The organism is Streptomyces sp. NPDC056373 (assembly GCF_042262425.1).
Taxonomy (GTDB): domain Bacteria; phylum Actinomycetota; class Actinomycetes; order Streptomycetales; family Streptomycetaceae; genus Streptomyces.
Genome location: NZ_JBHJPX010000015.1, coordinates 145,679 through 162,550 on the forward strand (window position 1 = coordinate 145,679; position 16,872 = coordinate 162,550).

Below are 16,872 nucleotides of genomic sequence, written 5' to 3' on the forward strand. Positions count from 1 at the left end.
CGTGCAGGTAACACGGCAGCGCCGGATCAGCGAGCAGGGACAGATCAGCCTCTTCGGCAGACGAGTGGGCCGCCGGACCATGCTGGTGACGGCGGGCATCGCCGTCGCCCTGGGCATCACGGGCACCGCGGTCGCCCGGACGTACCAGTTCGGGACCCAGCAGGTCGGCCAGGTCACCGCCGATGGCCAGGTCGTCTCGGACGACCAGCACATCGCCCCGTACGGCGACCGCACCGTCATCGACGACGGCAAGATCATGTCGTCCTCGGTCAGCCCGGACGGGACCCACCTCGCCGCCGCGGTGACCGACGGTGACGCGGCGCTGGTCATCATGGACCTGAAGACCGGTCAGGTGAAGCAGAAGGTCGGCACCAGCCAGGCGGACGACCTGCGCATCAGCGGCAGCTCGGTCGGCCAGGAGGGCCCGGCGTACTCGCCCGACGGCAAGCAGCTGTGGCTGGGGCAGAGCGACGGCTACACCAAGTTCGACGTGAGCGCGGACGGCACCCTCGCCGACCCGACGACCGTCTCCATCCCGGCCGAGGGCTCCCGGCACGCGCTCGTGGGTGCGGCGGTGTTCTCGGCCGACGGCTCCACCGTGTACTCGGCGGTCAACGGCCAGAACCGGGTGGTCGCCATCGACGCGGCGACCGGGACCATCAAGCAGAACTGGGCCGTGGGCAACGCCCCCCGTGGTGTCGCCCTGGTGGGCGACAAGCTCTACGTCAGCAACGAGGGCGGGCGTCCGGCGAAGGCCGGCGACACGACGATGAACTCCTACGGCACCCAGGTCCCGGCCGACCCGGACACCGGCGCCGCCACCACCGGCACGGTCAGCGTCATCGACCTGGCGGACCCGTCGGCGGATGTGCGGAGTGTCGACGTCGGTCTGCACCCGACCGCGGTCTACGCGAAGAAGGGCGCGGTGTTCGTCACCAATACCGCCGACAACAGCGTTTCGGTCATCAACACCGCCAAGGACAAGGTCGTACAGACCATCGCCACCCAGCCGTGGCCGGAGGCGAAGGTCGGCTACGAGCCCAACGCGGTGACGCTCACGGACGACGGTCACCTGCTGGTGACGCTCGGCCGTGCCAATGCGGTCGCGGTCTACCGGTACTCCTCCCCGCAGCAGCCGGCCGGTTTCCTCGGACTCCTCCCGACGGACTACTTCCCCTCGGAGATCACCACGGTCGGCAAGAAGGTGGTCGTCTCCAACACCCGTGGCATCGACGCCCTCCGTCCCACCACCAACGCCGGGCACGGCACCCACGACACGACTTCCAGCCTGACGCAGTTCACGCTGCCGGACGACAGCGTCGTCAGATCCGAGACGGCCAAGGTCTTCAAGCAGAACGGCTGGACCCCCGGCTCGGTCACGACGGCCAAGGGCAAGAGCCACGCGAAGCCGGTGCCGGTCCCGGTGCGGCTCGGCGACCCCTCGACGATCAAGCACGTCTTCCTGCTCGTCAAGGAGAACCGGACCTACGACCAGGTCTTCGGTGACATGAAGCAGGGCAACGGCGACTCCTCGCTCACCCAGTTCGGTGAGAACGTCACGCCGAATCAGCACGCGCTGGCCCAGCAGTTCGGCCTGTACGACAACTTCTACGACATCGGCACGAACTCCGCCGAGGGGCACAACTGGCTGATGCAGTCGGACAACCCGGAGTACACCGAGTCCTCGGCCGGTGAGTACACCCGCAGTTACGACACCGAGGACGACGTCCTCGGCCACCAGAAGTCCGGCTTCATCTGGACCGGCGCGCAGGCGGCCGGCAAGTCCGTCAAGGACTACGGCGAGTTCCAGTCGGTCGAGAGCAAGCCGGCCGACGCGACCTGGCAGAACCTGTACTGCGACGCCAGGAACATGGAGGCGACCGGGCAGAAGACCGCCTACCCCATCCAGACGGGTTCGGCGATCCCCTCGCTCAACAAGGTGTCGGTTCCCGGCTTCCCGCTGTTCGACCTCAGTGTCCCGGACGTCTACAAGGAACAGATCTGGAAGCAGGACTTCGAGAAGAACGGTCCGGCGAACCTGAACATGTTCTGGTTCTCCAACGACCACACCGGTGGTCCGCCGAGCCCCGCCGCCGAGGTCGCGGACAACGACCTCGCGGTCGGCAAGACGGTCGACGAGATCACGCACAGCAAGTACTGGAAGGACTCGGCGATCTTCGTCGTCGAGGACGACTCACAGGCCGGCCTCGACCACGTCGACGGCCACCGTGCCCCGGTCCAGGTCATCAGCCCGTGGGCCCGGCACGGCACCGTCGACAGCCACTACTACTCGCAGATCACGATGATCCGCACCATCGAGCAGATCCTCGGGATCCACCCGATGAACCAGATGGACAGCGCGGCCACCCCGATGTTCGGCGCGTTCACCCGGAAGCCGGACTACACGCCGTTCAAGGCGCAGCCCAACCGGACCTCGCTGACCCTCGGCCTGAGCACCCAGCCCTCCTGTGGTTCGGACACCCCGGCCCCGCAGGTCGCGGGAGCGGCGCCCGCGCAGACCTCGGTGACGGTGCCGGCGTCCGAGCAGAAGGTCGCGGCGCAGTGGAAGGCCTGGCAGTCCCACCAGCGGCTCACCGGCACCAAGGCGGTGCCCGACTTCGCGAACCCCGAGCAGATGAACCGCCTCACGTGGTACGAGACGCACAACTGGTCCAAGCCGTACCCGGGCGACAGCAAGGTCTACGCGCCGCACGACGTGCCGGGCGCCTACATCCCGTCGTCGGAGAACGACGGGATGTAGGACGATCACGTCGAAGGCCCCTGGCCGACGCATCGCCAGCCAGGGGCCGAAACGTTTCTTCGCTACTCGGTGGCTCAAGATTCGGTGTGGGGTCACCGTGACCGGCGCGGGGCGCGATGGGTGCCCCCATCACCCCGAGGCCGACGACAGCGATCACCGTGGTGGCGCCCGACATCACGGATGCCGAGCGCCGGGTGGGGACGGCTCAGTTCCGCTACCGCGTGCTACAGGACGGTGAATCCGAGCAGCGTGTACCCGGCGCGACCCGGGGACTTGCTGGGCCGTCGGCGACGTTCCCGGTTTCACAAAGGGCATGGCGGGCCGCGGGCCGAGCCGTCAGGAACTCGAACACGCGCCATTTCGAACCCCAGGCCTCGCACGCCGACGCCACAGGCCGGGCCAGGATCTGGACCAGCGGCGGACCAACTCGGCTCAGCCGCAGTCAGTTCTCCCCGTAGCCACAGGTCAAAGGCTATGGCGGGCTTGTGCCACGGGCGGACGAAGAATCTTCTGGTGTCGTGCTTGCCGAAGAAGCTGGGGTTCTTCCAGACACCTGCGAAAGGCGCCTGACCTGGGTTTTAACCTGTCAGGCGCCCTGCACTCAACCCACTCTCGACCGAGCCCGGATTGCGCGCCGACTCCGCGGAGCGGACTGGTCACCAGTCGCCTTCCGGTTCGGCGTGTGTCCGCACGACGTCGCGCTGTTCCCGCTCCGCGCGCTCCAGGTCGGCCTCCACCATCATGCGTACGAGCTCGTCGAAGTCGACGGTCGGTTCCCAGCCCAGCTGGGCCCGCGCGCGCTTGGGGTCGGCGCACAGCAGATCCACCTCGGCAGGCCGTACCAGACGGGAGTCGCACACCACGTGCCGCGACCAGTCCATCCCGACCGTTTCGAACGCTACGCGCACCGCGTCCCGTACCGAGTGGGTACGTCCGGTGCCCACGACGTAGTCGACGGGGTCGTCCTGCTGGAGCATCAGGTGCATCGCCTTGACATAGTCCCCGGCGAAACCCCAGTCGCGGACGGCGTCGAGGTTGCCGAGCCGCAGTTCGCTCTGCAGGCCCTTGCTGATGCGGGCGGCTGCGCGGGAGATCTTGCGGGTGACGAACTCCCGGCCCCGGCGTGGGGACTCGTGGTTGAAGAGGATGCCGGAGACGGCGAACAGGCCGAAGGATTCCCGGTAGTTCCTGGTGATGAAGTGGCCGTAGGTCTTGGCCACTCCGTACGGGCTGCGCGGGTGCAGGGCGGTGTCCTCGTTCTGCGGGACCTCGCGCACCTTGCCGAACATCTCCGAGGACGATGCCTGGTAGAAGCGGATCTGCCCGGTCGCGCTCGTGGTGCCCGACCGCCCGATGCCGCTCACCATGCGGATGGCCTCCAGCATGCGCAGCACGCCCAGGCCGGTCACCTCGCCCGTGAGGTCGGCCTGCTGCCATGACAGGGGGACGTAGCTGATGGCGGCCAGGTTGTAGACCTCGTCGGGTTGCGCCCGGTCGACGGCCGCGACCAGGCTGCTCTGGTCCAGGAGATCGCCCTCGACGAACTTCAGCTCGTCGGCGAGCCGGCTGATCCGGGAACGGTGCGGGCTGGCCTGCCCTCTGAGCAGCCCCCACACCTCATAGCCGCACTGCAGGAGGTGCTCGGCCAGGTAGGAGCCGTCCTGCCCGGTGACTCCGGTGATCAGGGCACGTTTCACAGCAGGGCTCCCTCGGTCGGGTCCGGCGCGTCCGGCCGGCGGCAGTCGGGTGTCCATCCGGCCGTCCGCAGGCCCGCTACGAGTTCGGCCACGGCGCCGAGGTCGGCCATGCTGCCGAGGCAGCCGGGGCGCAGCACCTCCAGCGCTCCGCGTCCGGTCCGCACGTGCAAAGACCAGCAGCCGGCGGCTGCTGCGGCTTCCAGGTCGGTGTCGTGGTCGCCGACCAGAAGCGCTTCGGCCGGTGCCACGCCGAGCCGGTTCAGGGCCTGCAGGAGCATGCCGGGGCGGGGTTTGCGGCACGGGCAGCCGGTTTCAGGGAGGTGGGGGCAGTGGAGGACGACGGGCCGTGGCGCTCCCGCCGCGGCGAGGTCTGCGGTCATCCGGTCGTGGATGTCGCGCAGCCCACGCTCGGTGAGCGGTCCCCTGCCGACGACCGACTGGTTGGTCACGACGGCGAATCGTGCGACGCCAAGGCCGGCGAGGCGGGCGCAGGCGGTTCTGGCGCCCGGGAGCCACTGCCACTGTCCCGGGTCGGTCACATGGTCGGGACGGTTGACGTTCAGCACTCCGTCACGGTCGAGGAGGACGGCACGGAACGGCATGGGGGTCCCTTCAGTCGATGCCTTGGGGCGCGAGCACCGAGTCCGCGTGGCGTTCGGTCAGAAGTTCCCGTACGGCTGCGCGGACCGCCGCGTGCGACGACAGTTTCGGGCGCCAGCCGAGGGCGAGCAGGCGCTGCGGGGTGATCCGCAGGGTCGGGATGTCCCCGGTCCAGCCCTGGCCGCCCTCGCCGCACACGATCTCCCCGGGCGGGCCGGGGAACTCGGTGACGGAGATCTCCGCGACCTCGGCCGCCGAGGTCGCGTCGGTGTTGCAGACGTCGTAGGCGTCGAACCGCCGGCCTGTCGCCCCGTCACGCCCGGCGTGGGAACGGGCCAGTGTGGTAAGCGCTTCGGCGCAGTCGGAGACGTGGAGGTAGCTGCGGGTCTGGCGTCCGTCTCCGAGGACGGTGAGCCTGCCGGGGTCGCGTCGAAGCCGTTCGACGAAGTCGTGCACGATGCCCCTGCGCATGCCGGGTCCGACGATGTTGGAGAGTCTGGCGGCGACGGTCCGGAAGCCGCACTCGTGTGCGGCGGCCGACACGAACGCCTCGGCGGCCGCCTTGCCCGCCCCGAACCGGGTGGCGGGGCGCGGGACGCGGGCGGACTCCTCGGCGGGTGCGCCGGCTCCGTCGCCGTAGACCAGTTGGCTGGACGACATCACGAGGACGGCGGGCGGGTGTCGGGCGACTGCTTCCAGCAGGGAGACGGTGCCGCCGACGGTGGTGTCGTAGTCGGCGCGGGCGGCCGCGGCCCAGGACCGGTTCTCGGTGTGCGCGGCCAGGTGGAAGACGAACCGTGCGCCCCGCGCCAGTTGCTCCAGTGTGTGGGTGTCACGCAGGTCCGCCTCCTGGTAGCGGAACCCCGGCGCGTGAGCGTGGGGCCGCAGGCGGTTGGCGCCGTCCCACGGGACGCGGTCCACGGCGCTCACCCTGACGCCGTTCCTCAGGAGCGTTGTCACCAGGTGGGCGCCGATGAAGCCCGCGGCACCGGTGACGAAAGCGTGCGGCGGGTCCTTGCGACCGGCGTCCGTAGGGTCCGGGATGTCCATGGCGGTGTCCTTTCGTCAGTGGGTGGCCTCAATCAGCCCGGGCAGCTGAGCCAGGCTCCGGATGCGGACGTAGCGCTCGGTGTCGTCCGGGTAGATCCCCATGGGGTCGTACAGGACAGTGGGCGGCAGGTGTGCCGGGGCGCCGTCGAGCGTGTCGGCGACGTAGCGGCACTGGTGGAGCGGGCGGCCGAGGGCGACGGCCGCCATGCGGAAGATCCGCGGGTCCGGTTTGGCGATGCCCACGACCGAGGAGTCCAGCACACCGTCGAGGGCGCGCAGCAGCCCTGCGTTGGCGAGTTCGGCGTGGGCCTTGCCGTCGGCATTGCTGACCACGTATCGCTGCACCCGCGGCGGCAGCGTGTCGAGCAGGTCCACCGCCTCGGGGTTGACCAGGCTCCACAGTCGGGTGTCGGGCACTTCCGCACGGACCGTGTCCCACAGCTTGCGGCCCGCTTCGGGTGGGCATCCGGCATGCAGGGACCACAGGTCCTCGAAGGAGTGGTCCGCTCCCCCGGCCCGGGGACTGCCCAGATCGCGGTCGCGTGCGGCGAGGGAAACAGCGTGCCGTGCGGTCGCGGCGCAGATGCGCACGCCGAAGCGGAGGGCGAGGTCCGCGAGGATCTCTCCGTCGATCAGCATCAGCACTCCGCCGGAGTCCAGCAGCAGGGCCGGTGGGTCGGCACAGGGCGCCGCGCGGGAGTAGGAATCGGCCTGTGAGGTAGCGGTCCCCACGGCTGCGTTCATGTCCTCGCCTCCTTGCGGAGTGTGTCGTCGAGCTGCCGTCGTCGTCCGGCGGAGGCGGCCCCGCGGCATGGTGTCGCGGGGCTGCCCCAGGGGCCTGTGGTGACGGGCTAGGCCGGGCCGGGGGTGAGAAGCAGGTTGACGAACTCGCGTTCCGTGGCCTCCGCGGCGGCGGCGAACGCCTCGTCGGGCAGCGCGGGGTCGATGGGCAGGTCGTCGACGACGTCCCGGGTGAAGCCGAGTGAGGAATAGATCCGCAGGACCTCCACCGGGTCGTCGCCGCGGTCGCGGATGCCGGGCGGCCAGAACTCCACCAGCATCCGGGGCCGGCAGCGGCGCAGCGTGCGGGCCATGCCGAGGACGGCAAGGTGATCCGCGCCCTGGAGGTCGATCTTCGCGAACGCGATGTCGGGGACGTCGTCGAGGACGTCGTCGAGGGCGATCACCGGGACAGGGTGGCTCCACGCGCCACCGCTGTCGAGGACCCGGTGGTCGCCGGTGTTGTGGTCCTTGTCCCGCCGCAGGTGGCCGATGCCGGACTCGGCGCCCGCAGCAGCGAACACGGGAACGACGTTGGAGGCGCCGTTGCGGATCAGGTTCTGGACCAGGAGCTGGTGGTTCCAGGCGTCCGCCTCGACGGCGACGACCCGGCCCCTGGGTTGCACGAGTGCCGACATGAGCAGTGAGAAGTACCCCACGTGGGCGCCGATGTCCAGGACGGTGGTGCCCGGCGTGACGTGCTTGCGCAGTGCCTCCTCCTCGTCCTGCTCCCACCGGCCGGTCTCGGAGATCTCCTCGCGGATGATGGCGTCGTCCCCGTCGATCAGCAGCTCGCCGACGTCCGAGGCGAGCCGCTCGGGCAGGTGCCAGGCATCCGGGTCGTCGCCGGTCACGGCCCGGCCGATGACGGGGCGCCACAGACCGGCCGTGATGTCCCCCGCCGACCGGCGGGCCTCGGATGAGGCGTCCCCGGCGGCCGTGACGGCGGCGGCCGCAGCCGCCCGTTGCACGGTGAGCGCGAAGTCGGCGGGTGACGGGCCACCGTAGGGTGCTGCGTGCTGGGTCATGTGCTTCCCTTCCGCGGGCTTTGTTTCCGGCTTGGGTGAAGGTCAGGCAGGGGCACCTTCGACGACGCTGTGGTACGCGGCATCGAGGTACTCGTGGTCGCCGAGGCGATGGGCGCCGGTGAGGCGGAACCCGGCCGCTTCGAACAGTGCGGCGAACTCGCCCTCCGACCGGACCCTTCCGCCGGTGGTCACCAGCAGGTCCATGTCGGTGGTGACGATGCCGTGGGCGGGGCCCAGGTCCTCGGCCCGTTCGGGCATGAGCGGTTCCATCACCAGGAGGCGACCGTGATCCGGCACGGCGGCGCGGCAGTTGCGCAGGATGGTCAGCACGTGCTCGTCGTCCCAGTCGTGCAGCACGCTCTTGAGCACGTACAGGTCTCCGCCCGCCGTCACCCCCTCGAAGGCATTCCCGGCGACCACGTCGCAGCGGTCGGACAGCCCGGCCCGGGCCAGGGCCTGCGGCGCCTGGGCGACTCCCTCGGGACGGTCGAACACGATGCCACGCAGGCCTGGGTGAGCCTGGAGCAGACAGGTGAGCAGAGCTCCGTTGCCGCCGCCCACGTCGACGACGGTCTTGTACGGGGAGAAGTCGTAGCCGTCCGCCAGGGCGCGTCCAGCCACCCGGGTGTCCTCCCCCATGGCGCTGTTGAAGACGGCGTATTCCTCCGGGCGCTCGGCGAAGTAGTCGAAGTACGCCAGCCCGTGGACGCGTTCGAAGGCGTTTCGCCCGGTGCGCACTGTCTCGGCCAGGTCACCCCAGCTGCGCCACATGGCGTCGCCGGCGAACAGGAGCACCATGCCGCGCAGCGAGTCGGGCACGTCGGAGCGCAGCGGTCGCCCCATGGGGGTGAGGGCGTAGCGGTCGCCGGCCTGGGCCTCGACGATGCCCAGGCCGGCCATGCCGCGCAGCAGGCGCCGCATGGACGCCTCGTGCGCGCCGGTCGCCCGGGCCACCTGCGCGCTGGTCCGGGGCCCTTCGGCCAGCGCGTCGGGGACACCGAGGCTGACCGCGGCGTTGATGACCTGGGCCGGCATGGCGCCGAAGGCCAGCTGCCACAGCCGCGGAATGTCCTGGTCGTTGTCGGTCCGTGTCATGGGGCTCCTCCGGTCGCGTGTTCGTCCGGTTCCTCGTCCAACCCGCCCCAGGTGCCGTACGCCTTCACCAGGCCGGCGGGTTCGGGCATGGGGGCCTCTCGCTGTGTCGGGTCGCGGTCACCAGCGGCGTATGCGGCTGGGTTCCACCGGCGGGCGGCGAGTGCCGTCCTCGGTCACATACGGGTCCTCGGGCCCGAACGGCCTGGTCCACCAGTCGTCGGGGGCCGGTGTCCACTCCTCGTCCGGGTAGATGCAGTCGACCGGGCAGACCGGCGGCAGGCACTTGCCGCATCCGGAGCACAGCTCGGGGACGATGGCCATCATGTGACCGAGGTTGAACACCGCCCCGAACTGGGAGGGGCACGCTTCCACGCACGCGTCGCAGCTGATGCACTCGCTCTGTTCGATGCGCAGGGGTGGCAGCCGCCACTGTGCGGGGCGCTGCCGCTGATCGGTCCGTTCGGCGCGTGGTGACCGGCTCGCCTGTTTCCCGGTTGCGCCGCCGCGCCCGTTGTCCGCCGCGCCGGAGGTCGATGTCGTCCGGGCGGCCGTCCTGCCTCGGTCATCGGTCATGGGCAGTGCCTCCAAGGGAAGCGTCGGGAAGGATTCGTTCGCCGAACGCGGCGGCCCAGCCGGCCGTGGTCCGTACCGCCTCCGCCAGGCCTCGTGCGGAGAAGCCGTGGCTGCCGTGCACGACGGACAGCTGCCACGCGGGGTGGCGCGCGGTCTCGGCGAGCATCGTCCGGGCATTGTCCTCGCCGGTCTCCTCGTCGCCGTAGACCACGAGGACCGGGACGGCGCTGTCATGCAGCAACCGCAGGTAGTCGCGTCCGCGGTCGTCACGGTTGTAGGCGACTCCCTGCCACAGCCCGCACCACTCGGCGGCCAGGGTTCCGTCGACCCTGCGCAGCCGGGGCGCGGGCCCCTCGCCGTCCTCGCTGAGGATCGGACCCCACAGCGCTGCCCCTGTGACCTCGGGCAGGGCGTGCGCAGCCATGGCGGCGAGCCGGGCGCCTGCGCTGTTGCCGACGACGACGAAGTGTTCGGCCACGCCCGCCGAGCGCAGTCGCGTCACGGCCGCGGTGAGGTCCTCCAGGCGCCGGCTCCAGGTGGAGTGGGTGAAGGAGCCGTCGCTGACGCCCATGCCCCGGCTGTCGTAGCGGAACACCGGCACGCCATGTGCGGCTCCGGCGTGGGCCAGTGCAGGCCCGCACTCGTGGATGTCGACGCGTTGCCCGGGGTTGCCGGGTTCGTAGACCAGGCACACCGGCCGGGGTGCGCCGCCCGGCCGCGGGCCGGGTTCGTGGAGGACCCCGAGCAGGCGCTCTCCGCCGGAGGTGAGGTTCAGCGAGCTGATCCTGTCGCCTCGGGGGCCGGGCACGGTTGCGGTGACGGTGGGTGGTGGGCCGGACGTCGGGAGCTCGCGGGGCGCGGGGTCGGCGAGCACGTCGTGTACAAAGCCGAGCACGGCGTCCAGCACCGCGCGGCGCGGCTCGGACGACCAGTGCCAGCTGGGTGCCCATGTCGTCGGCTCGTGGTCGATCCCCCTCACGGGGAGGCCGGTGCGGCGAGCGTGGTCACGGTCTTCCTGGTCGGCGGCGACGACAAGGGCGCGCGCGTCGCGCAGGCCGGCGAAGGCCTCTTCGGCCGCGACGGCGGCAGCGGCGAGCAGGGCTGCGTCGACGGGGCCGGCGGGCTGCGGCGGCTGGTAGGGCTCTCCCACCACGGCGTCCAGGAGTGCGGCCGCCCCGTCGTCGTCCTGGAGTTCGTCGGGGGCCACCCTGCCACGCCCGGCGAGGGCGGTCAGGGCCTCGGGCAGACGGGCAGCCGCCTGGTACCGGCCCGTGCCGGGGCAGACGAGTACGCCCGCCTCGGCCTCGCCGGAGCGCAGGAGTTCGGCGACGAGCAGGTTGCCGAGGCCGTAGCCGACGGTGACCACCCGTCCGGAGCCGATCCGACGGGCCAGCGCGATCGCCGAGCGCGCCGCCGTGCGGACGGAGTCCGGCGTGGCAGGTCGGCCGGCCAGGGAGCTGTCGCCCTGACCCGGGTGGTCGTACTGGAGGACGTTCAGGCCCCGTCCGGCGAGTTCCCGCGCCAGGATCGCCCACAGGTAGCGGGGTTCGCTCATGCTCACTCCGAGGCCGGTCAGCAGGACGACGGTCGGGGCGGCGGGATCCGTGCGGTGCTGGACCATGCAGGTAGTCGCGGGGTGCGTGCCGTCGGTGAGGGGATGCGGTGCGAGGAAGAACTGGCTCAGCTCCGTGCCCATGCCGTCCTCCGCTCTTCTGCCGCCCTCCGCTCGAACTCCCGCAGGTTCATCCCTCTCCACGTGAGGTCCAGCAGCAGCTCTTCGGGGAGTTCCGGGTGTTTGCGGGCGAAGACCTTGGCCGAGGCCTCCAGGGAGCCCTGGTAGAAACCGGCCGGCCTGCGGTGTGCGAAGTGGTGGTTGCGGGCGGGCCGGCAGTGGCGGTACTCGGCCCCGAGCCGTACGAGCCGGTAGCCGAGTTCCAGATGTTCCAGTCCCCACTCGGTGAAGTCCTCGTCGAAGCCTCCGGATTCGGCGAACAGCCGCCTGGGCAGCGACACGTTCCCGGACAGGAAGCTCAGCCACCGCACGGGGGAGGTGGTGGTGCCCGCCGAGTCGTACACACCGCAGACCTTTTTGACGAAGGCGGGGATCCGGGCCGCCCGGTCGAGTTCACCCGAGAGCGCCGTGAGCAGATCGTCGAGGGCTTCCGCCCGGGTATCGAAGTCGGAGACGTAGAGCTCCCTGACGTCGCCGACGACGACCCGGTGCGCGCTGCCGGTATGCGCCTCGGCGTGCGCCCGCACGTATCCGGGAACGGGAGCCCGGTCCCCGTCACAGAAGATGATCAGTTCGCCGGCGGCTTCCCGCACTCCGTGGTTGCGTGCGGCGGCGCGTCCCCGCGGCGGGGTGTGGAGGGCGCGCAGCGGCAGGTCGCCGGTAGTGGCCAGCACGTCGGCGGTCGCGTCGCGCGAGCCGTCGTCCACCACCACGATCTCCCAGGTGTCCCGGGGAATGTCCTGGGCGGCGAAAGCGCGCAAGGTCACGCTCAGCCGCGAGGCCTGATCGCGGGTGGGTACGACGACGCTCACGCGGGGCGTTGCTGCGGTCATGGCGGTCTCCGATTCAGACGACGACCAGGTCCTGACCGAGCCAGTAGGCGCGGTGGGAGCGGTCTGTTTCGGCGAAGCGGCGTTCCACGTCGAGGTAGCCGTCGACGAGTTGGTCCGCCGTCAGGAGCTTGGGCTTGAACGTCACGGCCAGGGGGTCGTCGATCCCCTGCGGCCGCTCCTCCAGCAGCCGGCCCTCGGCGCGCAGGTGCTCGTACAAGGGCGTGCCGGGAATCGGGTAGAGGATGCTGAGGAAGAGCCGGGACACCTTGGTGCGGACGGCGAAGTCGTACGTCTCCTCGAAGACGTCCGGGTCGTCCCAGTCGAAGCCGAAGATGACGTTGATCTGGGTTTCCACTCCCGCCTCGTGCAGTCGCAGCAGCAGGTCCTCGGCCTCGGGGATGGTGAAGAAGGTCTTCTCGGTGAAGACGCGGTTCTTCTCCCTGACGCTCTCCACACCGAAGGACACCACGCGCATGCCCCCGTCGAGCGCCGACTGGACCACGTCGGGGTGGCGGGCGAGGTTGAAGTCGGTCTGGCAGCCCCACTCGATGCCCTCACCGCGAAGCCTGCCCAGCAGTTCCTTGGAGCGCTTGGGGAAGACGAGGAAGTCGTCGTCCCGGAATACGACCCGGGGGATCCCGAAACGGTCGCGGTACTGGAGCAGTTCGTGGGCAACGTCGTCAACGGGGCGGTAGCGCCAGTTGCTGTAGAGGAACTCGCTGCAGAAGGTGCAGCGGCGCGGGCAGCCGCGCGCGGTGAACGACGGCAGGACGTACGGCGGCTCGATCTTGGTGAAGTCCACGAGATCGAAGCGCGGGAGCGGATGGTCGTGCATGGGCACGAGTTCGTGGCTCTGGTAGACCTCCTTGAGCTGTCCGCGGCGCAGGTCGTCCAGGACGTGCCGCCACAGCACGTCCGCCTCGCCGACGACGACGCAGTCCGCGAACCTGCGGATGACCGGCACCAGGCCGTGCCCGTCCTCGACGGTCACCGGGCCGCCGACGACCACCCGTGTGCCGCACGCCCGCACCATGCGGGTGATCTCCAGGGCACGTTTGAGTTGAATCGTCTGGCAGGTGATGCCGACCAGGTCGTAGGAGGCGAGGTCGTAGTCGTTCTCCAGGTCCTCGCAGACCTCGTAGACGAGGTCCACCTCCCACTCGGGGGGCACCATGGCCGCGAGGTAGGGCAGGGTCAAAGAGATGAGCTGAGACGGACGCTTCTCCCGCTTGTCCAGTCCCTCGGGCGTGTAGACGGCAGGCTCGATCAGCAGTATTCGCATGGTGATTCCTCCGCGGGGGTGCAGCGCTCCTGCCGTGCACGGAACTCCGCGTATCGCTCGGGGGTGCCGATGTCGGTGAACGGTTCGTGGATGCGGCGGGCGGCGAGTGTCCGGCGCGCGACCAGCAGGCGGTACAGCTCGCCGAGGTCGACGGGATCGGGCCGGCCGGCCAGGTGGTCCAGTGCGGAGCGGCGAAGGACGCACACCCCGGTGTCGGTCCACCTCGCGTCCGTTTCCCCGCCGTTGCCGGCCTTCTGGTAGGCCGTCACCCGCCCGTCTCGGACGGTGGTGTTGGCTGGTACTCCGGTCCGGGCGTCGGTGACGACCATGGCGGCCTCGTCCCCTGGGGCGAGCCAGCCGGCGGCTTCCGTGTAGCGGATCGGCAGGTGGGTGTCGCCCAGAACGAGCAGGACGACCTCGTCCAGGTGGTGCGCTCCGGAGCGCAGGGCCCCTGCGGTTCCCCGGGGGACGGTCTCGACCTGGGCTGTGATCTCGGCCGGTGCCGGCAGGTCGCGCAGATGAGCGAGGACGGGCGCGGCCAGGTGTCCCAGGCAGAAGTGGAAGCGGAGCAGGCCGGAGTCGAGCAGCGGCTCGAGCAGGGTGTCGAGGAAGGGCCGTCCGGCGACGGGTTGCATGATCTTCGGGAGCTGCTCCGCGAGACGTCCGAGCCGGGTGGCGCGCCCGCCGGCCAGCACCACGGTCTGGAGTCCGCCGGGTCGGGGGTTCCTGGGGTCGCCGTGCTGCGCCTGCGGGCCGGTCACCGGTCGTCCCCCGCGGGCAGCAGTCCTCGGCGTTCCGCCAGGAGCAGAGCGAGTGCCGTGGGCGCGTCCTGGATGCGGCCGTCCGCCGCCATGGACAGCGCCTGGTGCACCGGCACCGGGTGCGGGCGGAGGATTTCGTCCGGGTCGGGGTGTGCGGTGCCGGTGCGGACGCCGGTGGCCAGGAACAGGTGCACGCGTTCGTTGGAGGAGCCGCTGGACGGCCAGACCGCGCCGAGAGGGTGCAGCGTGCCTCCATGGGCTCCGGTCTCCTCGGCAAGTTCACGTCGCGCGGCCCGCTCCGGGCTTTCGCCGGGTTCGCATCGGCCGGCGGGGGCCTCGACGCACCACTGCCGGACGGCGATCCGCCAGGACCGGATCAGCAAGACCGTGCCGGAGGCGGTGACCGGCAGTACCAGGGCACATCCGGGATGGTCGACGTAGTACCACCTGCGGGTGCCGCCCGTGGCCGAGGCATGGTCGGCCTCACGCACCGTCAGCCAGGGCGTGGACAGTGCGGTACGCAGGCCGGCCGGTGTTTCCGGGGAGCGTTCACCGGTCATGGGGACGCACCTCCGTGAGCGCCTCGGTGAGTGCCAGGACGACGTGGGCGAGGCGCTGGTCGTCGAGGCTCGGGTAGATCGGCAGGCAGAGCTGGTCGGCGCAGCTGCGTTCGGCCCCGGGGAACTCCGCGGCCCTGTAGCGTTCTCTCAGTACGGGCTGGTGGTGCAGGGGCGTTGCGTAGACCTCTCCCTGGGGCTGTACGCCGTGTTCGCGCAACGCACCCTTGACCAGGCCCCGGTCGCTGCCGGGCGGGAGCAGGAAGAGGGCCTTGTACCCGCTGTAAGGGTGGTCGGGCAGCAGGAACTCCCCTACCGCTGTGTCCTTCAGGGCCTCGGCGTACGCGGCGGCGACCTGCCGCCGGGCGGCGACCGTCTCGGGCAGCCGGGTCAGCTGTGCCCGTCCCAGGACCGCGGCGATCTCCGGCAACCGCGCGTTCCAGCCGAGCCTGGTGTGCCGGCTCACCCACGGTTCGGGCTTGCCGAGGTTGCGCAGCAGCCGGACCTCCTCCGCCACGCCGGGGTCGCCGGTGACGACCATGCCGCCCTCGCCGCTCGTCATCACCTTGGTGGCGAAGAAGGAGAACGCCGCCGCCGTACCGAAGGTGCCGGCGTGCAGTCCGTCGCGCTCACTGCCGTGGGCGTGCGCGCAGTCCTCGACCAGGGCGATGCCCGACGAGCGACACCAGGCGGCGATGCGCCGGGTCTCCGGACCGATCAGGCCGCCCATGTGCACGACGGTCACGGCCGCGGTCCGTGGCGTGCAGGCCGCGCGCACCTGGTCCAGGCTCGGGGACAGGGTGCATGGGTCCACGTCGGCCAGCCGCACCCTGGCCCCGGCGCGTTCGGCGGCGACGTAGGTCGCGAAGTTGGTGTTCGCCGGGACCACCACCTCGCGTCCGCGCACGTGCACAGCCTGGAACACCAGTTCCAGGGCGGCGGTTCCGCTGGAGACCGCCACGGCGTGCCGGGCACGGGTGAAGGCGGCGAACTCCGCCTCGAACCGCTCGACGTTCTCGCCCTGGGAGAATCTGCCGGCACGCAACAGGCGGTCGATACCAGCCAGCACTTCCCGGCGTTCGGTGTCGTCGACCTCGATCTCGACAGCAGGAACGGATAACACACGACCCCCTATCGGAATCGGCCGGAGAACAGCGACATGCCGTCCGGCCTCATTCGCCAACAAACGTATCAGTTCCCGCACGAAGCGCAACCCTCGATTTCCAGCGAACCGGAATGAGGCGCCCTTGACCCTCCCGGCGCGGTGTCTTATCAATGCATGACAGCACACCGAAAACTCCCGGGTTCGAAAGGTGGATCCCCATGGCTCTCCAGCAGACCGCGGCACATCTGAAATCGTTCATCGCCACGCAGTACGATTCCGTGTCCCGGTCGTGGCATCCGTCGGTGGCGGAACTGATCGGCGTCACCGTGCCCTGGCTGGACGGCCCGTGGCTGGAGCCGTTCAACGGCCAACACGCCCGCCAGCAGCTCTTTCGGTCCCTCGTTGCCACCGTGGACCCCTACGCGGTCTTCGAGTCCGGCTCGTACCGGGGCGCGTCGACACGCTTTTTCTGGCAGTCCTCGGGTAAACCCGTGTACACGGCGGAGAAAAACCAGAATTTCGCGCGCTACGTCGGTCGGCGATTCCGTCACGTACCCGAGGTGAGGGTCGTCAACCGTGATTCCAGGGAAGCGCTGCGCCTACTGCACGACGGAAACCACCTCCCGCATTCAGAATGCATCGTGTTCTATCTCGACGCGCATTGGAACGAGGATCTGCCCCTGCGCGAGGAGGTGGAATTCATCACCCGTACCTGGCCGTCTTCGGTCATTGTCATCGACGATTTCAAAGTGCCCGACGACGGAGGCTACGGATTCGATGTGTACGGATCCGTCGAACTGTCGCTGGAGTACCTGGGGGCCGAGGCCATCGGCCCGTACCAGGTCCTGTGGCCGAGTTGCCGCTCCGAGGACGAGACCGGCTATCGCCGCGGGTGCGTGGTGCTGACGTCGCCGAAGACGGCGCCGGCCCTGGCGGAACTTCCCGAACTCCGCGGCGGCCCGGGCACGACCGGCTGACGGCCCGGGAGCGCGGGGCCCGCCCCCGGGGGCCCGGGGCC

At 70.4% G+C, this 16,872-nt stretch carries 15 protein-coding genes; 2 read left to right on the forward strand and 13 right to left on the reverse strand.

Translation table 11 applies throughout. The annotated features are described in order from the left end of the window. The first annotated feature begins 1 nt into the window (after window position 1). Entirely contained in the window at window positions 2-2,761 is a 2,760-nt protein-coding gene (locus ACFCXS_RS29640) for an alkaline phosphatase family protein (protein WP_376646410.1), read from the forward strand. A 656-nt stretch (window positions 2,762-3,417) separates the two neighbouring features. On the opposite strand, the gene ACFCXS_RS29645 is transcribed toward ACFCXS_RS29640, so the two are convergent. The 13 genes from ACFCXS_RS29645 to ACFCXS_RS29705 form a co-directional block, all read right to left on the reverse strand. Further along, window positions 3,418-4,458 (reverse strand): GDP-mannose 4,6-dehydratase, encoded by a 1,041-nt coding sequence (locus ACFCXS_RS29645; protein ID WP_376646411.1) that lies wholly within the window; start codon window positions 4,456-4,458, stop codon window positions 3,418-3,420. Next, entirely contained in the window at window positions 4,455-5,060 is a 606-nt protein-coding gene (locus tag ACFCXS_RS29650; protein ID WP_376646412.1) for a D-glycero-alpha-D-manno-heptose-1,7-bisphosphate 7-phosphatase, read from the reverse strand. The genes ACFCXS_RS29645 and ACFCXS_RS29650 overlap by 4 nt, the downstream gene beginning before the upstream one ends. A gap of 10 nt (window positions 5,061-5,070) precedes the next feature. Next, window positions 5,071-6,108 (reverse strand): NAD-dependent epimerase/dehydratase family protein, encoded by a 1,038-nt coding sequence (locus ACFCXS_RS29655; protein ID WP_376646413.1) that lies wholly within the window; start codon window positions 6,106-6,108, stop codon window positions 5,071-5,073. Between the two features lie 15 nt (window positions 6,109-6,123). Then, window positions 6,124-6,852: an HAD family hydrolase gene (locus ACFCXS_RS29660; RefSeq protein ID WP_376646414.1), complete on the reverse strand. Its 729-nt coding sequence runs from the start codon at window positions 6,850-6,852 to the stop codon at window positions 6,124-6,126. Between the two features lie 107 nt (window positions 6,853-6,959). Further along, window positions 6,960-7,916 (reverse strand): FkbM family methyltransferase, encoded by a 957-nt coding sequence (locus tag ACFCXS_RS29665; protein ID WP_376646415.1) that lies wholly within the window; start codon window positions 7,914-7,916, stop codon window positions 6,960-6,962. Between the two features lie 42 nt (window positions 7,917-7,958). Next, window positions 7,959-9,011: a methyltransferase gene (locus ACFCXS_RS29670; RefSeq protein WP_376646416.1), complete on the reverse strand. Its 1,053-nt coding sequence runs from the start codon at window positions 9,009-9,011 to the stop codon at window positions 7,959-7,961. A 117-nt stretch (window positions 9,012-9,128) separates the two neighbouring features. Then, a complete protein-coding gene (locus tag ACFCXS_RS29675) occupies window positions 9,129-9,584 on the reverse strand; it encodes a ferredoxin family protein (RefSeq protein ID WP_376646417.1) in 456 nt (151 codons plus the stop codon). Continuing rightward, the gene (locus ACFCXS_RS29680; protein ID WP_376646418.1) at window positions 9,574-11,280 is read right to left on the reverse strand and encodes an alpha/beta hydrolase; all 1,707 of its coding nucleotides are present in this window, start codon (window positions 11,278-11,280) and stop codon (window positions 9,574-9,576) included. The genes ACFCXS_RS29675 and ACFCXS_RS29680 overlap by 11 nt, the downstream gene beginning before the upstream one ends. Beyond that, the gene (locus tag ACFCXS_RS29685; protein WP_376646419.1) at window positions 11,265-12,149 is read right to left on the reverse strand and encodes a glycosyltransferase family 2 protein; all 885 of its coding nucleotides are present in this window, start codon (window positions 12,147-12,149) and stop codon (window positions 11,265-11,267) included. The genes ACFCXS_RS29680 and ACFCXS_RS29685 overlap by 16 nt, the downstream gene beginning before the upstream one ends. A gap of 13 nt (window positions 12,150-12,162) precedes the next feature. Further along, window positions 12,163-13,431, reverse strand: coding sequence for a B12-binding domain-containing radical SAM protein (locus tag ACFCXS_RS29690; RefSeq protein WP_376646420.1), 1,269 nt, complete (start codon window positions 13,429-13,431; stop codon window positions 12,163-12,165). Continuing rightward, the gene (locus ACFCXS_RS29695; RefSeq protein ID WP_376646421.1) at window positions 13,416-14,192 is read right to left on the reverse strand and encodes a sugar phosphate nucleotidyltransferase; all 777 of its coding nucleotides are present in this window, start codon (window positions 14,190-14,192) and stop codon (window positions 13,416-13,418) included. The genes ACFCXS_RS29690 and ACFCXS_RS29695 overlap by 16 nt, the downstream gene beginning before the upstream one ends. Then, window positions 14,189-14,752 carry an NUDIX hydrolase gene (locus tag ACFCXS_RS29700; protein ID WP_376646422.1) on the reverse strand — a complete coding sequence of 188 codons (564 nt, stop codon included), beginning with the start codon at window positions 14,750-14,752 and terminating at the stop codon, window positions 14,189-14,191. The genes ACFCXS_RS29695 and ACFCXS_RS29700 overlap by 4 nt, the downstream gene beginning before the upstream one ends. Continuing rightward, on the reverse strand, window positions 14,742-15,872 hold the full coding sequence (locus tag ACFCXS_RS29705) for a DegT/DnrJ/EryC1/StrS family aminotransferase (protein WP_376646423.1): 1,131 nt from the start codon (window positions 15,870-15,872) through the stop codon (window positions 14,742-14,744). The genes ACFCXS_RS29700 and ACFCXS_RS29705 overlap by 11 nt, the downstream gene beginning before the upstream one ends. A gap of 200 nt (window positions 15,873-16,072) precedes the next feature. Here ACFCXS_RS29705 and ACFCXS_RS29710 point away from each other — a divergent pair, with 200 nt between their 5' ends. Then, the gene (locus tag ACFCXS_RS29710) at window positions 16,073-16,831 is read left to right on the forward strand and encodes a hypothetical protein (RefSeq protein ID WP_376646424.1); all 759 of its coding nucleotides are present in this window, start codon (window positions 16,073-16,075) and stop codon (window positions 16,829-16,831) included. Window positions 16,832-16,872: the final 41 nt, after the last annotated feature.

Bases quoted from the DNA above. Each gene is read 5' to 3' on its own strand.
- ACFCXS_RS29650 (WP_376646412.1), bottom strand. From the start codon at position 5,060: ATGCCGTTCCGTGCCGTCCTCCTCGACCGTGACGGAGTGCTGAACGTC.
- ACFCXS_RS29655 (WP_376646413.1), bottom strand. From the start codon at position 6,108: ATGGACATCCCGGACCCTACGGACGCCGGTCGCAAGGACCCGCCGCAC.
- ACFCXS_RS29660 (WP_376646414.1), bottom strand. From the start codon at position 6,852: ATGAACGCAGCCGTGGGGACCGCTACCTCACAGGCCGATTCCTACTCC.
- ACFCXS_RS29665 (WP_376646415.1), bottom strand. From the start codon at position 7,916: ATGACCCAGCACGCAGCACCCTACGGTGGCCCGTCACCCGCCGACTTC.
- ACFCXS_RS29670 (WP_376646416.1), bottom strand. From the start codon at position 9,011: ATGACACGGACCGACAACGACCAGGACATTCCGCGGCTGTGGCAGCTG.
- ACFCXS_RS29675 (WP_376646417.1), bottom strand. From the start codon at position 9,584: ATGACCGATGACCGAGGCAGGACGGCCGCCCGGACGACATCGACCTCC.
- ACFCXS_RS29680 (WP_376646418.1), bottom strand. From the start codon at position 11,280: ATGGGCACGGAGCTGAGCCAGTTCTTCCTCGCACCGCATCCCCTCACC.
- ACFCXS_RS29685 (WP_376646419.1), bottom strand. From the start codon at position 12,149: ATGACCGCAGCAACGCCCCGCGTGAGCGTCGTCGTACCCACCCGCGAT.
- ACFCXS_RS29690 (WP_376646420.1), bottom strand. From the start codon at position 13,431: ATGCGAATACTGCTGATCGAGCCTGCCGTCTACACGCCCGAGGGACTG.
- ACFCXS_RS29700 (WP_376646422.1), bottom strand. From the start codon at position 14,752: ATGACCGGTGAACGCTCCCCGGAAACACCGGCCGGCCTGCGTACCGCA.
- ACFCXS_RS29710 (WP_376646424.1), top strand. From the start codon at position 16,073: ATGGCTCTCCAGCAGACCGCGGCACATCTGAAATCGTTCATCGCCACG.